General features: G+C 37.6%; 17 protein-coding genes and 1 tRNA gene. 12 read left to right on the forward strand and 6 right to left on the reverse strand.

Annotation, left to right across the window (positions count from 1 at the left end):
• Positions 1-14: 14 nt before the first annotated feature.
• Both ACFOW1_RS05240 and ACFOW1_RS05245 read left to right on the forward strand, forming a co-directional pair.
• A complete protein-coding gene (locus tag ACFOW1_RS05240; protein ID WP_379012673.1) occupies positions 15-404 on the forward strand; it encodes an HIT family protein in 390 nt (129 codons plus the stop codon).
• Between the two features lie 32 nt (positions 405-436).
• A complete protein-coding gene (locus ACFOW1_RS05245; RefSeq protein ID WP_379012674.1) occupies positions 437-718 on the forward strand; it encodes a GNAT family N-acetyltransferase in 282 nt (93 codons plus the stop codon).
• Here ACFOW1_RS05245 and mutY read toward each other — a convergent pair.
• The 3 genes from mutY to bcp form a co-directional block, all read right to left on the reverse strand.
• Positions 715-1,791 (reverse strand): A/G-specific adenine glycosylase, encoded by a 1,077-nt coding sequence (gene mutY, locus ACFOW1_RS05250; protein WP_379012675.1) that lies wholly within the window; start codon positions 1,789-1,791, stop codon positions 715-717. The two genes, ACFOW1_RS05245 and mutY, sit on opposite strands and share 4 nt — an antisense overlap.
• A gap of 25 nt (positions 1,792-1,816) precedes the next feature.
• Positions 1,817-2,680: a serine hydrolase gene (locus ACFOW1_RS05255; protein ID WP_379012676.1), complete on the reverse strand. Its 864-nt coding sequence runs from the start codon at positions 2,678-2,680 to the stop codon at positions 1,817-1,819.
• A gap of 105 nt (positions 2,681-2,785) precedes the next feature.
• Complete coding sequence (gene bcp / locus ACFOW1_RS05260) at positions 2,786-3,253, reverse strand: thioredoxin-dependent thiol peroxidase (RefSeq protein WP_379012678.1); 468 nt, start codon at positions 3,251-3,253, stop codon at positions 2,786-2,788.
• A gap of 236 nt (positions 3,254-3,489) precedes the next feature.
• On the opposite strand from bcp, the gene carB reads away from it, so the two are divergent.
• The 3 genes from carB to hemN all read left to right on the forward strand — a co-directional run bounded on the left by carB (position 3,490) and on the right by hemN (position 7,076).
• Positions 3,490-5,136: a carbamoyl-phosphate synthase large subunit gene (gene carB, locus ACFOW1_RS05265; RefSeq protein ID WP_379012679.1), complete on the forward strand. Its 1,647-nt coding sequence runs from the start codon at positions 3,490-3,492 to the stop codon at positions 5,134-5,136.
• Positions 5,137-5,216: 80 nt separating this feature from the next.
• Complete coding sequence (locus ACFOW1_RS05270; protein WP_379012680.1) at positions 5,217-5,579, forward strand: CoA-binding protein; 363 nt, start codon at positions 5,217-5,219, stop codon at positions 5,577-5,579.
• A gap of 126 nt (positions 5,580-5,705) precedes the next feature.
• The gene (gene hemN / locus ACFOW1_RS05275; RefSeq protein ID WP_379012681.1) at positions 5,706-7,076 is read left to right on the forward strand and encodes an oxygen-independent coproporphyrinogen III oxidase; all 1,371 of its coding nucleotides are present in this window, start codon (positions 5,706-5,708) and stop codon (positions 7,074-7,076) included.
• A 182-nt stretch (positions 7,077-7,258) separates the two neighbouring features.
• Here hemN and ACFOW1_RS05280 read toward each other — a convergent pair whose 3' ends face one another.
• On the reverse strand, positions 7,259-8,029 hold the full coding sequence (locus tag ACFOW1_RS05280; protein WP_379012683.1) for an alkaline phosphatase: 771 nt from the start codon (positions 8,027-8,029) through the stop codon (positions 7,259-7,261).
• A gap of 867 nt (positions 8,030-8,896) precedes the next feature.
• Here ACFOW1_RS05280 and ACFOW1_RS05285 point away from each other — a divergent pair.
• The 4 genes from ACFOW1_RS05285 to ACFOW1_RS05300 all read left to right on the forward strand — a co-directional run bounded on the left by ACFOW1_RS05285 (position 8,897) and on the right by ACFOW1_RS05300 (position 11,545).
• Positions 8,897-9,076 carry a hypothetical protein gene (locus ACFOW1_RS05285; protein ID WP_379012685.1) on the forward strand — a complete coding sequence of 60 codons (180 nt, stop codon included), beginning with the start codon at positions 8,897-8,899 and terminating at the stop codon, positions 9,074-9,076.
• 25 nt (positions 9,077-9,101) lie between these two features.
• Complete coding sequence (locus ACFOW1_RS05290; RefSeq protein ID WP_379012686.1) at positions 9,102-9,461, forward strand: helix-turn-helix domain-containing protein; 360 nt, start codon at positions 9,102-9,104, stop codon at positions 9,459-9,461.
• A gap of 362 nt (positions 9,462-9,823) precedes the next feature.
• Positions 9,824-11,014 (forward strand): hypothetical protein, encoded by a 1,191-nt coding sequence (locus tag ACFOW1_RS05295; RefSeq protein ID WP_379012687.1) that lies wholly within the window; start codon positions 9,824-9,826, stop codon positions 11,012-11,014.
• A 96-nt stretch (positions 11,015-11,110) separates the two neighbouring features.
• Entirely contained in the window at positions 11,111-11,545 is a 435-nt protein-coding gene (locus ACFOW1_RS05300; protein WP_379012688.1) for a GNAT family N-acetyltransferase, read from the forward strand.
• 71 nt (positions 11,546-11,616) lie between these two features.
• On the opposite strand, the gene ACFOW1_RS05305 is transcribed toward ACFOW1_RS05300, so the two are convergent.
• Entirely contained in the window at positions 11,617-13,836 is a 2,220-nt protein-coding gene (locus ACFOW1_RS05305; protein WP_379012690.1) for a transferrin receptor-like dimerization domain-containing protein, read from the reverse strand.
• A 114-nt stretch (positions 13,837-13,950) separates the two neighbouring features.
• Between ACFOW1_RS05305 and ACFOW1_RS05310 the strand changes: the two genes are divergently transcribed.
• A complete protein-coding gene (locus tag ACFOW1_RS05310) occupies positions 13,951-14,268 on the forward strand; it encodes a Dabb family protein (RefSeq protein WP_379012691.1) in 318 nt (105 codons plus the stop codon).
• A gap of 111 nt (positions 14,269-14,379) precedes the next feature.
• Here ACFOW1_RS05310 and ACFOW1_RS05315 read toward each other — a convergent pair.
• Positions 14,380-14,453: transfer RNA gene (locus ACFOW1_RS05315), tRNA-Asp, on the reverse strand.
• Between the two features lie 106 nt (positions 14,454-14,559).
• On the opposite strand from ACFOW1_RS05315, the gene ACFOW1_RS05320 reads away from it, so the two are divergent.
• Together ACFOW1_RS05320 and dapA are read left to right on the forward strand one after the other, a co-directional pair.
• Positions 14,560-15,558 (forward strand): acetyl-CoA carboxylase carboxyltransferase subunit alpha, encoded by a 999-nt coding sequence (locus ACFOW1_RS05320; RefSeq protein WP_379012692.1) that lies wholly within the window; start codon positions 14,560-14,562, stop codon positions 15,556-15,558.
• A gap of 191 nt (positions 15,559-15,749) precedes the next feature.
• Positions 15,750-16,634, forward strand: coding sequence for a 4-hydroxy-tetrahydrodipicolinate synthase (gene dapA / locus ACFOW1_RS05325; protein WP_379012694.1), 885 nt, complete (start codon positions 15,750-15,752; stop codon positions 16,632-16,634).
• The last annotated feature ends 7 nt before the right edge of the window (positions 16,635-16,641 follow it).

Here is a 16,641-nt window from a genome sequence, read left to right on the forward strand (position 1 = left end):
CACTACTCACAACTATGACTATCTTCTCTAAAATAATTGCTAGCGAAATACCTGCTTATAAAGTCGCAGAAAACGAGCAATTCATCGCTTTTCTAGATATTTTTCCTGTAAAAAAAGGGCATGTGTTGGTGGTGCCTAAAATAGAAGTAGATAAAATTTTTGATGTACCTGATATCTATTTATCTGAACTGCTATTATTTGCAAAACCTATTGCACATGCTATTGAAAAAGTCTTTCCTTGCAATCGTGTAAATATGATAACCGTTGGTTTAGAAGTGCCACATGCACATGTACACTTAATACCTACAGATGCACCTGATGATGTGAATTTGGGCAATAAAAAATTGAGTTTTAGTAAAGAAGAATTTGTAGCTATTCAACAAGCGATTATTGCTGCTTTGTAGTATCTCGTTTCATCAAAATAATCAATTGCGTTATGGATATTTTACAAAAAGATGATGGCAAAAAAGGGGCATTCTACATTCAAGAAGGTGATACCATTTTAGCCGAAATGACTTACGTGTGGGCAGGTACAAGTAAGTTCATCATCGATCATACGGAAGTAAGCGAAACGCTTGGTGGTAAAGGTATTGGAAAGCAATTGGTACACAAAGCAGTTGAATTTGCCCGTGAAAAGCACGTAAAGATTATGCCACTTTGCCCATTCGCAAAAGCTGTTTTTGATAAAATAGAAGCTTACAGCAATGTGTTGTTTTAAAATAATTGCCCTTGTGCGGTAGGCGTTTCTAAATATTGGTTAATGAATTTTGGAAAAGCCAATGTATGTATATCGCTATTGTTTACCCATTCGTAATGTGCCAATGTTTTAGGTATGGCATCTATTTTCACGCTTATAAATTGACCTTTAATTAATTGGTGTGTTAGCTGCTGTTTTTGTAAAGGCGATACACTAATTAAAGCTACGTCTGATACATTTAACTGCTGCTGAAACCATTGTTGTACTTGTGTCTTCGTCCAATCTTGTTGCTCATTTGCTTCCAATACATAAAATTCATACAGGCTTTGCCAAATGTCGTTGGCGGTACGTTTGTGTACCAAAGTTTTGCCCCCACATTCTATGACGAAATAATATAGCCAACGGCTTTTCTTTGTCAGCACCTTCTCTTTAATAGGCAGTAAATTCACACTTCCTTTTTGATAACCTACACAGGTACTTTGTAAGGGACAAATATGGCATTGCGGTGCAAATGGTTTGCACATAGTAGCGCCAAAATCCATAATGGCTTGGTTGTAAATACCCGGCTGATTAGTATCTAATACTTTATTGGCCAATTTGGTAAATTGTTGTTTACCCTTAGTGCTATCAATGGCAGTATCTATACCAAATACTCTTGCCAAAACTCTAAACACATTACCATCAACCACAGCATACGGCAGATTAAATGCAAATGAAGCTATAGCTGCGGCTGTGTATGGGCCTACACCTTTTAATCCTACAATGTCGTCGTAGGTATTGGGAAATTTACCATTTAATTCTTTAGTAATAAATCTTGCAGAAGTGAGTAAGTTTTTGCAACGGTTATAGTAGCCCAAGCCTTCCCACAATTTAAACACTGCTTCATCTTTTGCTGCGGCTAAATCTTGCACAGTAGGGAAGTTGCTAATAAACCGTTCATAATAACCCCAGCCTTGCTTTACCTGCGTTTGCTGTAAAATAATTTCGCTGAGCCAAATTTTATAAGGGTCTGTTTCACCTTTCCAAGGCATGGGACGGTTGTTGTCTACCTCGTTCCAATGCATTAGCTTCTTGGTAAATGCTGATTGTTGCATATTGCCTATCTGTAGTTCTAAATTGTTATTTGTATTTCTGCCACAGTAGAGCAGATATTTTTTTGGTCATTACCCAAGCTTCATTGTTAGTGTTCCAACTTTCGTCAGTATTGTTTTTGGTGCAAATACAAAAAATATATTTAGCACGTTTGCCATTTACAAACATCACCTCGCTTCTACTTGCATTGACAGCCCCGTTTTTACTAGCTACAAATACATCTGCAGGAATTTGTGATATGGCTTGCTCATCCCAATAATTTCTACCTAACAAGCGCAACATTTTTTCACTAGCGCTATCGCTGATAATTTGGTGGTTAACAATCATTTCTAGTAAAGTGGCCATTTCTTTGGGGCTAGTTTGCCCCCAACCAAAGGCTGTTCTATTGGCTTCTCTGCTAGGTGTTCTGCTATTCACACGAGTTGTAGTCATACCAAGACTATCCATTATCTCATTAATGCGCTTGCCGCCACCTGCTAAGCTTTGTAGCCAAAGGCTTGCTGTATTATCACTTGTAGAAAGCATTAACAATATAACTTTACTTAACTCAATGGGTTCATTGTTTTTAAACGACCCAAGAATATCCGAACCTGCGTATAATAAACTGTCTTTATAAGTAAGGGTTTGGTGATAACTCAGTTCGCCTTTGTGCATTTTATCCATTGTGCCTATTAAAATGGGTACTTTTACCATACTTGCTGTAGGAAAAATACTATCTGCGTTTATGGCAACCATTTTATTGCTGTTTAAATCGTGAACGTACACACCTACATTGCCTTTAAAGCCATTTAAAATGGCAGCAATCTCTTTTGTAAGTTTCTTATCTATTTTTTGCGAGAAGGTGTAATTAAAGCAAACGCAAAAAAAACAAAGCAGTAGTAGTGGTTTCATGTGGTGTGTATTTAAGGCTGTCCACAAAGTAAAAAGAGTTTTTCACCAAGACAAATCAATTACATGCCTTTGTGAAAAACTCTTTAAAAATGGCACTAGCGAAAATTAAGCTTCATCCCAAGCCGCTAGCACTTCTTCTGTATGATTTTTAGTATCGGGTTTGCTAATTATTTTTTTGATTTTGCCCAACTCATCTATTAAAAAAGTAGTACGTGTAGTACCCATATAAGTTTTACCCATAAATTTTTTCTCACCCCAAAGATTGTACACATCTACAATTTTTTTGTCTTCATCTGCAACAAGAGAAAACGGTAATTGGTATTTTTCCTCAAATTTTTTATGGCTTTTAACGCTATCGGTGCTTACGCCAATAATTGCAAAACCTTTGTCAAGCAATAGTTGATAATTATCTCTAAGGTTGCAAGCTTGTGCGGTACATCCTGGTGTGTCGTCTTTCGGATAAAAATATAAAATTACTTTCTTACCTATAAAGTCTTTTAGTGCAATGGTTTTGCCGTTTTGGTCAACTGCTTTAAATGCTGGGGCTTTGCTGCCTTCTTTTAATACCGCCATAAAAAATGTGTTTGTATTGATGTAATGATAACAGAAGGAGAGCGAATTTGTTGCTACTACAACTATTAGCTTGCTGTTGCAAGGCGGCTAAAGTAAACTATTATCCCCATAATGGCTTTTTTGAAAATTTATGACCATTTCTTTTCTTACGCACCCTTACATTTGCACAATTTAATTTTTTTACAATGATGAAGTGAATTGCACCAATTACACGAATTCATAACACGCTATAAGAGATGCCCAAAGACAATTCTATCAAGTCGGTTTTAATTATTGGTTCTGGCCCCATTGTTATTGGTCAGGCTTGTGAGTTTGATTATTCTGGTACACAAGCTGCTCGTAGCTTACGTGAAGAGGGGATTGAAGTGATTTTGATTAATAGTAATCCTGCTACTATTATGACCGACCCAATGATGGCAGATAAAGTGTATTTGTTGCCATTAACACCAGAAAGTATCGAAAGTATTTTGGCTGAAAATAAGATTGATGCGGTTTTGCCTACTATGGGTGGTCAAACGGCTTTGAACTTGTGTAAAGAAGTAGATGAGCTTGGTATTTGGGAAAAATATAATTGCCGAATGATTGGTGTGGATGTAGCAGCAATAGATACAGCAGAAGACCGTGAGAAGTTTCGCCAATTGATGATGAAAATAGGTGTGAAAGTAGCACCAAGCCATGTGGCAAATAGCTTTTTGGAAGGGAAAGAGTTTGCACAACAAATCGGTTTTCCTTTGGTCATTCGCCCATCATTTACCCTTGGTGGTACAGGTGGTGGCTTTGTACACGATAAAACGGAACTTGATGCGGCTTTAAAAAGAGGTTTGGAAGCATCACCAATTCACGAAGTATTGGTAGAAAAAGCGGTACTAGGCTGGAAAGAATTTGAACTTGAATTATTGCGTGATAAAAACGATAACGTTGTTATTATTTGTACTGTCGAAAATCTTGATCCAATGGGGGTGCACACGGGTGATAGTATTACTGTAGCGCCTGCAATGACTTTGAGCGATACTGCTTTTCAAGATATGCGTAACCAAGCCATGTTGATGATGCGTAGCATTGGAAACTTCCACGGCGGTTGTAATGTACAGTTTGCACAAAACCCAGAAACAGAAGAATTAATTGCTGTGGAAATTAACCCACGTGTAAGCCGTTCTTCTGCCTTGGCAAGTAAAGCAACTGGTTACCCAATTGCTAAAATTGCAGCAAAACTAGCTATTGGTTATAGCTTAGATGAACTGAAAAATCAGATTACACAAACAACATCGGCCTATTTTGAGCCTGCGCTAGATTATGTAATTGTAAAAATACCACGCTGGAATTTTGATAAGTTTAAAGGTGCTAACGATACATTAGGCTTGCAAATGAAGAGTGTAGGTGAGGTAATGAGTATTGGTAGAAGCTTTACCGAAGCGATACAAAAAGCTTGTGTGAGTTTAGAAAATGATGCAATCGGCTTGGGGTATTATGGTAAAAGCATGATGCGCAGTGAGGAGATTGTTGAGTATATCAAAACACCAAAATGGGATAGAATTTTCCGTATTAAAGATGCATTGATGCAAGGTAGTACAGTGAAAAGCATTGCCCAAGCTACGGGTATTGACAGATGGTTTTTGTATCAAATACAAAAGATATGTGTGATAGAAAAGGATATTGCTAATTATCGCTTAGAAACCTTGCCAGAAGATTTACTGAAAGAAGCAAAGAAAAATGGCTTTAGCGATGCACAAATTGCGAAAGTATTACAAGGCAATTGCAACGATGATCAAGTGTATGAAAAACGTAAAGCCCTTGGTATTACCCGTGTATATAAAATGGTAGATACTTGTAGCGCTGAGTTTGAAGCAAAAACACCATATTTCTATAGCACTTTTGAAAATTAGGCACAATTTGAAATTTATGATTTGAGATTTGCAATTAGGAAAATCTCAAATCATAAATCTTACATCTCAAATTTTAAAGTATGCCCAAAAATACAGTTGTACTTGGTGCTTCAGAAAATCCTGAGCGATATAGTTTTTTAGCTACGCAAAAGTTAGCCGCACACCAGCATCCTGTTACTGCCATTGGTATTAAAGCGGGCATCATAGACACAACGCCTATTATTACTGAACATCCACCAATTGACAATGTAGATACGGTAACGCTGTATTTAAGTCCTGCCAATCAAACAGCTTACTACGATTATATTATATCACTGCATCCAAAGCGACTTATTTTTAACCCAGGTACAGAAAATAAGGAATTGGCCATGTTAGCTGAAGCCAATGGCATTGAGCCAATAGAAGCTTGCACTTTGGTGCTATTAAGCACCGCCCAATATTAGAAGTCAATGGTCAGCCGTCAATTGTAAGTAATGCAATGACTGAACACTAAATATCATTTCTAAAACTGACCTTTCTCATATTCTGCACCACTCATCCAAGATAGTTTTGCTGCATAATAATACACTATGCAGGTAAGTTTAGATCTTTTGAACAAATACAATGTGGCTGTGCCACGCTATACAAGTTATCCTACCGTACCTTTTTGGAAAGAAGGGATTGATGTGAATGCATGGAAACATACTTTTCAGCAACAATTTAGCATCACTAATAGCACGCAAGGCATTAGCTTGTATTTGCATTTACCTTTTTGCGAATCGCTTTGTACATATTGTGGCTGTAACAAAAAAATAACCACACAGCATGGTGTAGAAGATGAATACAGCTTAGCTATTATTAAAGAATGGCAATTGTATTTGGCATTAATGACCGAAAAACCAGTGATTAGAGAATTGCACATTGGTGGTGGTACGCCTACCTTTTTTTCTCCTGAAAATTTAGAGAAATTGTTGATGCAAATTTTTAAAGATGCCATTATTCATCCAGACCATGAGTTTAGTTTTGAAGGTCACCCAAATAATACCACGGAAGCCCATTTGCAAACCTTGTACCATCTTGGTTTTAGGCGGGTAAGCTTTGGTGTACAAGATAATGATGCAGAAGTGCAACGCATTATCAACCGCATACAGCCTTTTGAAAATGTACAACATGCCACAGAAACCGCTAGGCGTATTGGTTACAAATCTGTGAATTTTGATTTGATTTATGGCTTACCTAAGCAAACGCTGCAAAGTATGGAAGCTACCATTTTACAAACCATCAGCTTGCAGCCAGACCGTGTGGCTTTTTATAGTTATGCCCACGTGCCGTGGACAAGCAGAGGGCAACGCTTATTTGACGAAAACGATTTGCCAAGTACCGATACCAAAATGCAGTTATATCAGCTTGGCAAAAAACTATTTGCGGATAATGGTTATCAAGATATTGGCATGGATCATTTTGCATTACCACACGATGATTTATACATTGCTAAATTGAAAGGCAAGCTACACCGCAATTTTATGGGCTACACTACCCAAAATACGGGCATGTTGCTTGGTTTGGGCGTGTCGAGCATTAGTGATGCAGGCATTGCTTTTGCACAAAACCACAAAACTATCCACGATTATTATCAGGCTATACATTCAGGGCAACTAAGTGTGGTAAAAGGCTTTTTTTTAACTGAAGAAGATGTAGCATTTAAACGCTATATCCTCAACATCAGTTGTAATGGTCGTACGGCGTTTCATAGCAAACACATGCCATTACTAAATACATTTACGTTTCCTGAACTGGAAAAATTAGCAGCCGACGGCTTGGTGCAATGGAATCAAACAGGCTTAATGGTTACAGAGTTGGGTAAGCATTTTATCCGCAACATTTGTAAAGCGTTCGACTTACGATTGTTGCGCAGCCAACAACAGAGTACTGAAAAGCCATTGTTTAGTAAAGCCGTATAAGCATAAGAAAATTGAAAAGTGTAGCGCAACAATGATTTTACGATTTGAACCATTGTGTAAAACAGCGAATCTATACACAACAAATAGTAATCTTCACAGTTTTACCTACTACTATTTGTATCATGATGGTTGTACTAATAGCACTTTTTAGAAGTTAGCATAGGCCCTTTGTCTCTCTTGTACTATTGTTTATTTAGGTAAGCTGCTAATAATTCTATTTTATCTGTATTGATATAATCAACATGCATTTGCATCAGTTGCTGCCAAGCAATTTCCGTATCTGGCGAAGCCCAAAAGCGGATGTTTTTATGTAGGTTATGCACTTTGGTTACCAAAGCATCTACAACCATTTTATCCTTGGCTGGTATTGGCTCATTGCCTTTCCACTTGGTATAATTGGTTAAATCATCGCTTAATAAGGCAATTTTACTGAGTGCTGCTTCACTATAATCGCTACCAATATTGCCATCAAACATTATAAATGATGGGTATTGTACAAAAGCATTTGCCTCTGGTCGGTTACCAGTAATAACAATATGTATATGGCTAGATGCAATGAGTTGCGGATATTTTGCCAAATGCTGAATTAAGCTTTGCAATGTGTTAACGGCTTGGGTTTTAATATCTATCAGCAGTTGCAAATGACGTGATGTATCTTTATAAGGATAGCCTTTGTTTGCTGTTACTTGCTTTGCCAAAGGATTGAGATACAATTGCTCAAGGGTTCTTTTGTACTTAATATCATTTAAGGTATGCCCCACAATAAGAGAATCGTTCCATAAAAAAATATCGGCTTCCATAGAGCCAAACTGGGCTTGATAGGCAGTTGTAAAGGGTTGGGGGTTTACATAATCGTTATGTGAATGCGCATTGGCAACCGTATAATGCGTTGGTTGCGCTATTAATAACTTGGTAGTAAATGTAAGGGTGACTAAAAGAAACAAGGCTTTCATATTAAGGTAGTATTGCTTAAAGTTAGGCAAAGTAGCAAAATGTATCTGTCTAACTTGTAGGCCTGTAGAAGATAATAATTCGCTAATACAGCTAATGGTTGGTGGCTAAATGTGAAGCAATAATGAACCACAGAGCAAAGAAGCAATAAAGGGTTTGATATAGTATACTATCTTATTTGCTTCTTTACGTTACGGTTTATTTAAAGTAGATGTAAACAACCACATCGAAACGCTGGCGAGTGCATAGAAAGAAAAAACAATCCCATCGAAGCTTTAGCGAGCGCATAGAAAGAAAAAACAACTTCATCGAAACTCTAGCGAGCGCATCGAAAAAAAAACAATTGCATAGAAGCTTTGGCGAGCGCATCGAAGTAAAAAACAACTGCATCGAAACTCTAGCGAGTGAATCGAAGGAAAAAACAATCACATCGAAAGAAAAAAAAGCCAATCGAAACAAAAAACAACTGCATCGAAGCTTTGGCGAGCTCATCGAAAGAAAAAAAACTGCATCGAAGCTCTGGCGAGTATTTCGAATGTAAAAGGAATACTAATATGTTATGCGTTTTAGTTGTTGAACTCAATGGTATAACAACTGTGAAGGATTTATGCTTTTTGTGATTGTATCCTTTGCTATTTGGTTTGCATCATTTAGAAAAAACAGTGAATTATGTAATATTTACTTGTAATTATGTAAGTCTATCTTTTAAACGCCCTCTAGTTTTGTATTTCATTTTGCTTTTACCGCATTACTATAAAGCTAACGTAAACCCAGTTTTAGTGTTATATGAGGTTGATGATAAAAGTACTTGAAGCTGTATTTGGTCACAAATAAAAGTGTTAGCCTAAATAAAATAGTAGTGCAGAAATATGAAGTTATACATTAAATACATGGTAAGTGTACGTTGCAAGGCAATGGTAGAAGAGGAGTTGCAGAAAATGGGTTTGCCGCATGTGGTAGTAGATTTAGGTGCAGTAGAATTATTAGCAGATATTACACCAGAACAACACGAAACACTCAGGAAAAATTTATTAAAAAACGGGACTTGAATTATTAGACGATAAGAAGAGTATTTTGATAGAAAAAGTAAAGAATGTGATTGTTGAAATGATTCATTTCTCGAACGAATTACCTGCTATTAATTATTCGCATTACATCAGCGAAAAAGTAGATTACGATTACAACTACCTCTCTAATTTATTTACCGAGGTAAAAGGTATTACCATTCAACAATTTATTATCACCAACAAAATAGAGCGTGTAAAAGAATTGCTGCTGTACGACCAACTAACCCTTACTGAAATTGCCTTTCAGCTCAATTATAGCAGTGTTGCACACCTGTCTACACAGTTTAAAAAAATTACAGGCTTATCGCCTTCCTACTATAAGCAAATGAAGAAAAAAAGGATACATAACCGCAAATTAGAAGCATAGTAAGGTTATGGCTTGTTATAGCGATTGCTCTTACGCGTATAAATGGCTACAGCTATAAATAAACTTGATGAAATAAGTATGATGGCGTTAGACATATATGTAATAGTTAGCTTGGAAGTGAAACATTGTTTTTTATATTGCAAATGTCTACCTGTCAATAACTATCATTGTTATACAATTGTTTGTAAAACTTATAAAAGTTTCTGTTTTATAGCAACGGCATTCTATAACATATCATCATAATAATGGTCTAAAACAATGTTTGGCAAGCCATTTAATAGGTAGAATCGTTCAATAGCTTATTCCCACTTTCTTAAAACAATTATTACCTCAATCACTACATTTGTATAAATAGGTTTCGTATGCAAATATTAGAAGTTACGAGTGCTAGTTTAGAGAAAGAATTTTTACAAATTAATGCTACCCTACAAGCTGGTAATCCACACTACATAAGGCCTTTAGACAATGAGGTGAAGGAAGTATTTGACAGACATAAAAACAAAAATTACAAATACGGCGATACCAAGCGTTGGATTTTGGTAGATGAAACAAGCAAAACTATTGGCCGTATTGCAGCATTTACTAATAGCCATTATGTTAATAGAGGTACTGATTTTACCACAGGTTGCGTTGGCTTTTTCGATTGTATCAATAACCAAGCAGCAGCTAATTTATTATTTGATACTGGTAAAGCTTGGTTAAAAAGCCAAGGCTGCGAAGCCATGGATGGCCCAGTAAATTTTGGCGATAGAGATAAAAACTGGGGTTTAATGGTGGCAGGTTTTGATAGTGAGCCTGTTTATGGCATGGCTTATAATCCGCCATACTACCAAGCCTTATTTACTGGCTACGGGTTTAAAAATTATTACAACCAATATTTTTATACCATGGGTGTAGATGATCCTTTGCCGGCTCGTTTTCCCGAGCGCCATGCAAAGTTTAAAGCTAAAGCTGGCTACGACGCACATCATGCTACACTTGATCAATTAGAAAAATATGCCAACGATTTCGCCATTGTGTACAATGCAGCTTGGGCGCAACATGGCGAGGCTAAAGAAATAACACCCGAGCAGGTTTTGAAACTTTTTAAAACCATGAAACCAATTATGGATGTACGCATGGTATGGTTTGCTTATTACAAAGAAGAACCTATTGCAATGTTTATCAATATCCCCGACGTTAATCAATATTTTAAACACTTTAATGGCAAGTTTGGGTTGATAGAAAAGTTGCGTTTGCTGTGGATGAAAAAAACGGGTCAATGTAAAAAATTAACAGGCTTGGCATTTGGCGTGGTGCCTAAATATCAAGCACTTGGTATCGATAGTTTTATGATTTATGAATGTGCTTTGCTTATTCAACACAAAGGCTGGTACGATAGCTACGAAATGGGCTGGGCGGGCGATTGGAATCCGAAAATGATTAATATTTATAAGAGTCTTGGCGCCAAACAAAGTAGGCATTTGGTTACTTGGCGTTATATTTTCGATGAAAGCAAACATCCATTTGAAAGACATCCTGAGATGACTTATGGCAAAGTTGGTACTGAATAAATGCTTAAGAATTGCAAGTAGCATTTTTGAATTTGAATGATATCTATGTAAATAAGCAAAATAATAATGTATCTTAGATAATTAACGCGATAGAGTATGGCATTGAAATTTATAGATCATGGCACAAAAGAATACCAGCAAATGATAGACCTACGCATGCAAATATTGCGGGCACCATTAGGGCTTACGTTTAGCAAAGAAGATTTAGACAAAGAAAAAGATGATATTTTATTAGGCTGCTTTGATGAGGAACATTTAGAAGCATGTTGCATACTTACCGAAATAGAACCTGCAGATACCGTAAAGTTGCGTCAAATGGCAGTATTAGATGGTTTGCAGGGTAAAGGCATTGGTAGAGCCTTAATGAACTTTGCTGAAAAAGTAGCGAGAGATGCAGGATATAATAAACTGACCATGCATGCTCGTAAAACAGCCGTTGGGTTCTACGAAAAACTTGGCTACAATATTTGTAGCGATGAATTTGAAGAAGTAACGGTACCGCATTATACTATGGAAAAGAGGTTGCACTAATAGCTCATATTAGAATAAGAAAGGGCTTCACTTTTTAACGTGAAGCCCTTTCTTATAACTTCTTAAATAGCTTATTTACTAACTTGTGTTAAATAGTTGCTTAATCTATTAATAGCGTCGGCAGCAATGACAATCTGCTCTTGCGCTTCTTTCCATGCTCTTTGTTCAATGGCTTCTCTTATGCCAGGCATTGTTTTTACGCCATAACCTGTGTAAAAGCCTGGTGCATAAATAGTATGTTTATACCAGCTTCTATTTGGTAAGCCTGCGGGTGATAGAAGTTGTTGCTCTGCTTGGTACAAAGCTCTGTTAAGCTTGTCTTTATCGGCATCTGTTGCTGACATTTTATTCCAAGTTTTAGCGAGTTCTTCGGTGCTTTTGTCTAATGCTTTTAAGGCATTTTGTACAGGCGAAAAATCAATAAATGGTACTTCTGCTTTTGCCGTAGGCGCTTTTAAATTTTCTTTCGGGTCTGCAGCAAGTACATAGGTTCTGTTTTGTACTAGTTGATTTTCAAGCTCAGTACTTTCTCTTAAATTATTGGTCATTTCTAATAAATCTGTAACATAACCATTAATGGTTTTAGAAAGACTTCTAAAATCAAAAGGCAATGCTTCTGCATTGGCAAGGCGCAAAGCAGCTCTGCCAGCCGTTTTAGATAAAGCGACACCATATTCAAAAGTCGGGTCTTTAAAGCGGTAATAATCATCGTAACTATCGTAAATAGAATGGTACTCGCCACCAGGGCCTTCGCCACCATAACCTAAGTCTAAAGTAGTAATGCCTAAGTGCTGTAAAAAAGAAGAATAATCAGAGCCAGAGCCAAGCGCATCAAGGCTTAATGTTTGCTTTGCCATTAAGGTTTTTTTCGCTTTTACAGTTGTTGCAGAGGCAATTTTCTCTGCTTTTTGTCTTTCAAATACACTCACATTGGTTTGAGGATCGATAACATCTTTACTGATTTCATCCATTAAAGTTTCTAAGGCATGCGAGCCGCCAGCATCTAAAAATCCACGACTATTACCATCAGAATTGATATAAGCGACCACTTTTTGTTGCAATTCTGCTGCATGATCTTCTACCCATTCTGTGCTACCCAACAAGCCCGGTTCTTCTGCATCCCAAGCGCAATAAACCAATGTGCGTTTTGGTTTCCAGCCAGTTTTTAATAAATCGCCTATGGCTTTAGCTTCTTCTAACAATGCTGCTTGGCCACTAATTGGGTCGCCTGCACCATTTACCCAAGCGTCGTGGTGGTTGCCTCTAATTACCCATTCATCAGGAAATTGTGAGCCCTTAATAGTTGCTATAACATCATTTGCAGGACGCAATTGCCAATCAAAATCTACTTTTAAATGCACTTTTGTTTTGCCTGGTCCTACATGGTAGGTAATTGGCAAACCGCCCATCCACTCTGCCGGCGCTACAGGTCCTTCAAGTGCTTCAAGCAAAGGTTTAGCATCATGATAACTGATAGGTAGTACAGGGATTTTTAATAAGTTAGTGGCTTCGCTTCTGTCTAGGCGCTTTGCATTGGCAGTAGCGCCAATATTTGGGGTTAGTGGATCACCCGGATAAATAACCATATCCATTATACTACCTCTTTGCACGCCATATTCATTTTTAAAAGCGCCTTTAGGGTACACATCACCAGCAGTGTAGCCATCATCTTTTGGATCGCTGTAAATAATACAACCTATAGCACCATGTTCTTGTGCTACTTTGGGCTTAATGCCACGCCAGCTTCTGCCATATTTTGCAATGGCAATTTTTCCCTTTACACTTACGCCTAGTTTCTCAAGGGTTTCATAGTCAGATGGTAAGCCATAGTTTACAAATACCAATTCAGCGGTCACATCGCCATCGGCGCTCCAGCAATTGTAAGTAGGTAATTGTCCATCTTGCCCCGAGGTAGCGTCTTCTTTTAAAGCAGGTTCTTTAAGCAACGCTTTGTAGCCAGTTGGCGATACCATTTCTAGTATACGTGTTTTTGGTGTTGGAAACAATACTTGGTAGGTTTCAATTTTTGTATCCCAGCCCCAGCTTTTGTATTTATTGTAAATAATATCTGCCACTTCCTTACCACCAGGGCTACCCACATGATGCGGCTTAGCAGATAGCTCTTTAATAGTGGCACCAATATTTTTGGCGCTTAAAGCTGCATCAAATTGTTGTTCTGTTTTTAGTTCTTCAGCACTTGCTTTTGGCGAAAAGCCGCTAATAGTTTTAGTTTGGCTAAAACCAACACTTGATACTGCTAATAATGTGGTGAGAATAGTTGCTCTTTTCATGGTAGTTAAGAATGGTTGACAGGCAAGATAATTATTTACTGGGTTTAAAACTGTATTTAGTACAATTATTTAGTACAGTATACCCGTATTTTTGATTACAACAAATCTATTGCTATGCAAATGAAAAATGTGTTTATCCATCATGTCTATTTCTGGCTAAAAAATGCCGATAGCTCGGAAGATTTAGCGGACTTAGTAGCAGGGTTAGAAAAATTGACCGCTTGTACTACCATTCAACAATACCATATTGGTAAACCCGCAGCCACAAGTAGAGATGTAATTGATGGTTCTTATGCAGTGTCGTGGTGTTTATTCTTTGCTAATAAAGTAGACCAAGACGCTTATCAAACAGATGCGATGCATTTACACTTTATTGACACTTGTCAACACTTATGGAATAAAGTAGTGGTGTATGATAGTGTGGACGTGTAATAAAACTTTCAACGAAGTACATTTTTTAATAAAGAATCTATTGTAGGGAATGTCTTGAAAGTAAAAAGCCTCAATAAGTGTTACTTAGTGAGGCTTTCAGAACCAATTTTGCGGGCTGGACGGGACTCGAACCCGCGACCTCCGCCGTGACAGGGCGGCATTCTAACCAACTGAACTACCAACCCTTTTCCGCTGATTGGGGTGCAAATATAAGGGGACTTTTTCTTCAGAAACAAATCTTTTCTAAAAAAATTTTCTTCCCCTAATTTTACCGCCTCAACTGATAGCATTATGCCCCAGTACCCCAATAGACAGTTTTTAGAATTTGAGCAACCTATCAAGGATTTGTATGAGCAAATTGAGCAAACAAAAAAGCTTGCAGAAAAAAATCCTAAAATAGATTATAGTAGCACTATTGCGCAACTAGAGCAATCTATAATAGAAAAGCGTAAAGAAATTACCGAGCATCTTACGCCATGGCAGCGTGTGCAATTGAGTCGTCATCCCGATAGACCTTACTTGTTTAAGTACATCGAAAAAATGATGACCAACTTTGTAGAGTTGCATGGTGACAGAAATTTTGCCGACGACAAAGCCATGGTAGGTGGGTTTGCCAGTTTTGATGGTGAAACTGTAATGGTAATTGGTCAGCAAAAAGGTATTAATACTAAAATGCGCCAGCAAAGAAATTTTGGTATGGCCAAGCCAGAAGGCTACCGCAAAGCATTACGCTTAATGAAGCTTGCTGAAAAATTTAACAAGCCTATTATTACTTTTATAGATACGCCAGGCGCTTATCCAGGCTTAGAAGGCGAAGAACGTGGTCAAGGGGAAGCTATTGCAAGAAATATCTTCGAAATGATTCGCTTAAAAGTCCCGGTTATTTGCGTCATTATTGGTGAAGGTGCAAGTGGTGGTGCCTTAGGTATAGGTGTTGGTGATAAGGTGTTGATGATGGAAAATACTTGGTACACCGTTATTTCGCCAGAAGGTTGTAGCTCTATATTGTGGCGCAGCGTAGATAAACGCGAAACTGCCGCCGAACAATTACGCCTCACAAGCCTTGATATGAAAGGCTTTGGCTTGGTAGATGAAATTGTACCAGAACCGATAGGTGGGGCGCACTGGGATTATACAGAAGCCGCAGCTATGCTTAAAAAAGTGATTATATCCGCTTTGGCCGAATTAAAGCAAGTTGATCCAGAAACACGTATCAATAATAGAATTGAAAAGTTTGGTGCTATGGGCTTCTGGGAAGAAATTCCTACTTCAGCTTTAGTAAATGCTTAATGTGGCAATGTTGTTTAGTAACAAGTCTAGTTTCGTTTATTGTGCTTTTGCTTCATTGCAATACCTATTGCTATCTGTAGCGACAGTTGTAACTTTTTTTAGCAGCTATTGTTACTACTAAGATCAAATCAATAACATTCGTTTAATTTTTTCGAATCCGTGTCATAACATCATAAATCGAACCATTTAACATGTCTCTTCGTTCATTACTTACAGGTACAGGTGTGGCAGTTGTTACGCCATTTAAAAGCGATTCAAGTGTAGATTTTAAAGCACTTGAAAACATCGTTAATCATATTATTGATGGCGGTGCAGAATATATAGTTACACTTGGCACCACAGGTGAAACGTCTACACTTACCAAAGACGAGAAACTTACTGTGCTTGATGTAACCTTAGATGTTGTAAACAAACGCGTGCCTGTGGTAGTAGGGATCGGTGGCAACAATACAGCTTCTATTATAAAAGATTTGCAAGATTTTCCGTTAGATAATGTAGCTGCTGTATTAAGTGCATCACCTTATTATAATAAACCATCGCAAGAAGGTTTGTTTTTGCATTACAAAGCGTTGGCCGAAGCATCATCAAAGCCTATTTTGCTGTACAATGTACCGGGCAGAACAGGTAGAAACATGACGGCAAAAACGACCTTACGTTTGGCACACGAAGTACCAAATATTGGCGGTATTAAAGAGGCGCATAATGATATGCCGCAATGCCTAGAAATTATTCGTGATAGACCGGAACACTTTTTAGTAGTAACAGGCGACGACGAAATTGCTTTACCACAAATTGCTTTTGGTTTCGATGGTGTGATAAGTGTTAATGCTAATGCTTTTCCTAAGTTGGTATCAGATATGATTCGTTATTGCTTAAAAGGTGATTTTGCCGCTGCAAGACCTATCCACTATAAGTTTTTAGAAGCGTACGACATGTTATTTGTAGAAAACAATCCAGCTGGTGTAAAAGCATTTATGTATGAACTAGGATTATTAGAAAACGAATTACGTTTACCAGTAACGCCAGTAAGTGCTGAATTACAAGCAAAAATAAAAGCCTACGTAGCTACTTTTTAATACTATC

Origin of the sequence: Parasediminibacterium paludis (assembly GCF_042651445.1) — a bacterium.
GTDB classification, from domain to species: Bacteria; Bacteroidota; Bacteroidia; order Chitinophagales; family Chitinophagaceae; genus Parasediminibacterium; species Parasediminibacterium paludis.

What these genes read in the sequence shown, in the direction of transcription:
- ACFOW1_RS05240 (WP_379012673.1), top strand. Translation starts at nt 15, where the DNA reads ATGACTATCTTCTCTAAAATAATTGCTAGCGAAATACCTGCTTATAAA.
- ACFOW1_RS05245 (WP_379012674.1), top strand. Translation starts at nt 437, where the DNA reads ATGGATATTTTACAAAAAGATGATGGCAAAAAAGGGGCATTCTACATT.
- mutY (WP_379012675.1), bottom strand. Translation starts at nt 1,791, where the DNA reads ATGCAACAATCAGCATTTACCAAGAAGCTAATGCATTGGAACGAGGTA.
- ACFOW1_RS05255 (WP_379012676.1), bottom strand. Translation starts at nt 2,680, where the DNA reads ATGAAACCACTACTACTGCTTTGTTTTTTTTGCGTTTGCTTTAATTAC.
- bcp (WP_379012678.1), bottom strand. Translation starts at nt 3,253, where the DNA reads ATGGCGGTATTAAAAGAAGGCAGCAAAGCCCCAGCATTTAAAGCAGTT.
- carB (WP_379012679.1), top strand. Translation starts at nt 3,490, where the DNA reads ATGCCCAAAGACAATTCTATCAAGTCGGTTTTAATTATTGGTTCTGGC.
- ACFOW1_RS05270 (WP_379012680.1), top strand. Translation starts at nt 5,217, where the DNA reads ATGCCCAAAAATACAGTTGTACTTGGTGCTTCAGAAAATCCTGAGCGA.
- hemN (WP_379012681.1), top strand. Translation starts at nt 5,706, where the DNA reads ATGCAGGTAAGTTTAGATCTTTTGAACAAATACAATGTGGCTGTGCCA.
- ACFOW1_RS05280 (WP_379012683.1), bottom strand. Translation starts at nt 8,029, where the DNA reads ATGAAAGCCTTGTTTCTTTTAGTCACCCTTACATTTACTACCAAGTTA.
- ACFOW1_RS05285 (WP_379012685.1), top strand. Translation starts at nt 8,897, where the DNA reads ATGAAGTTATACATTAAATACATGGTAAGTGTACGTTGCAAGGCAATG.
- ACFOW1_RS05295 (WP_379012687.1), top strand. Translation starts at nt 9,824, where the DNA reads ATGCAAATATTAGAAGTTACGAGTGCTAGTTTAGAGAAAGAATTTTTA.
- ACFOW1_RS05300 (WP_379012688.1), top strand. Translation starts at nt 11,111, where the DNA reads ATGGCATTGAAATTTATAGATCATGGCACAAAAGAATACCAGCAAATG.
- ACFOW1_RS05305 (WP_379012690.1), bottom strand. Translation starts at nt 13,836, where the DNA reads ATGAAAAGAGCAACTATTCTCACCACATTATTAGCAGTATCAAGTGTT.
- ACFOW1_RS05310 (WP_379012691.1), top strand. Translation starts at nt 13,951, where the DNA reads ATGCAAATGAAAAATGTGTTTATCCATCATGTCTATTTCTGGCTAAAA.
- ACFOW1_RS05320 (WP_379012692.1), top strand. Translation starts at nt 14,560, where the DNA reads ATGCCCCAGTACCCCAATAGACAGTTTTTAGAATTTGAGCAACCTATC.
- dapA (WP_379012694.1), top strand. Translation starts at nt 15,750, where the DNA reads ATGTCTCTTCGTTCATTACTTACAGGTACAGGTGTGGCAGTTGTTACG.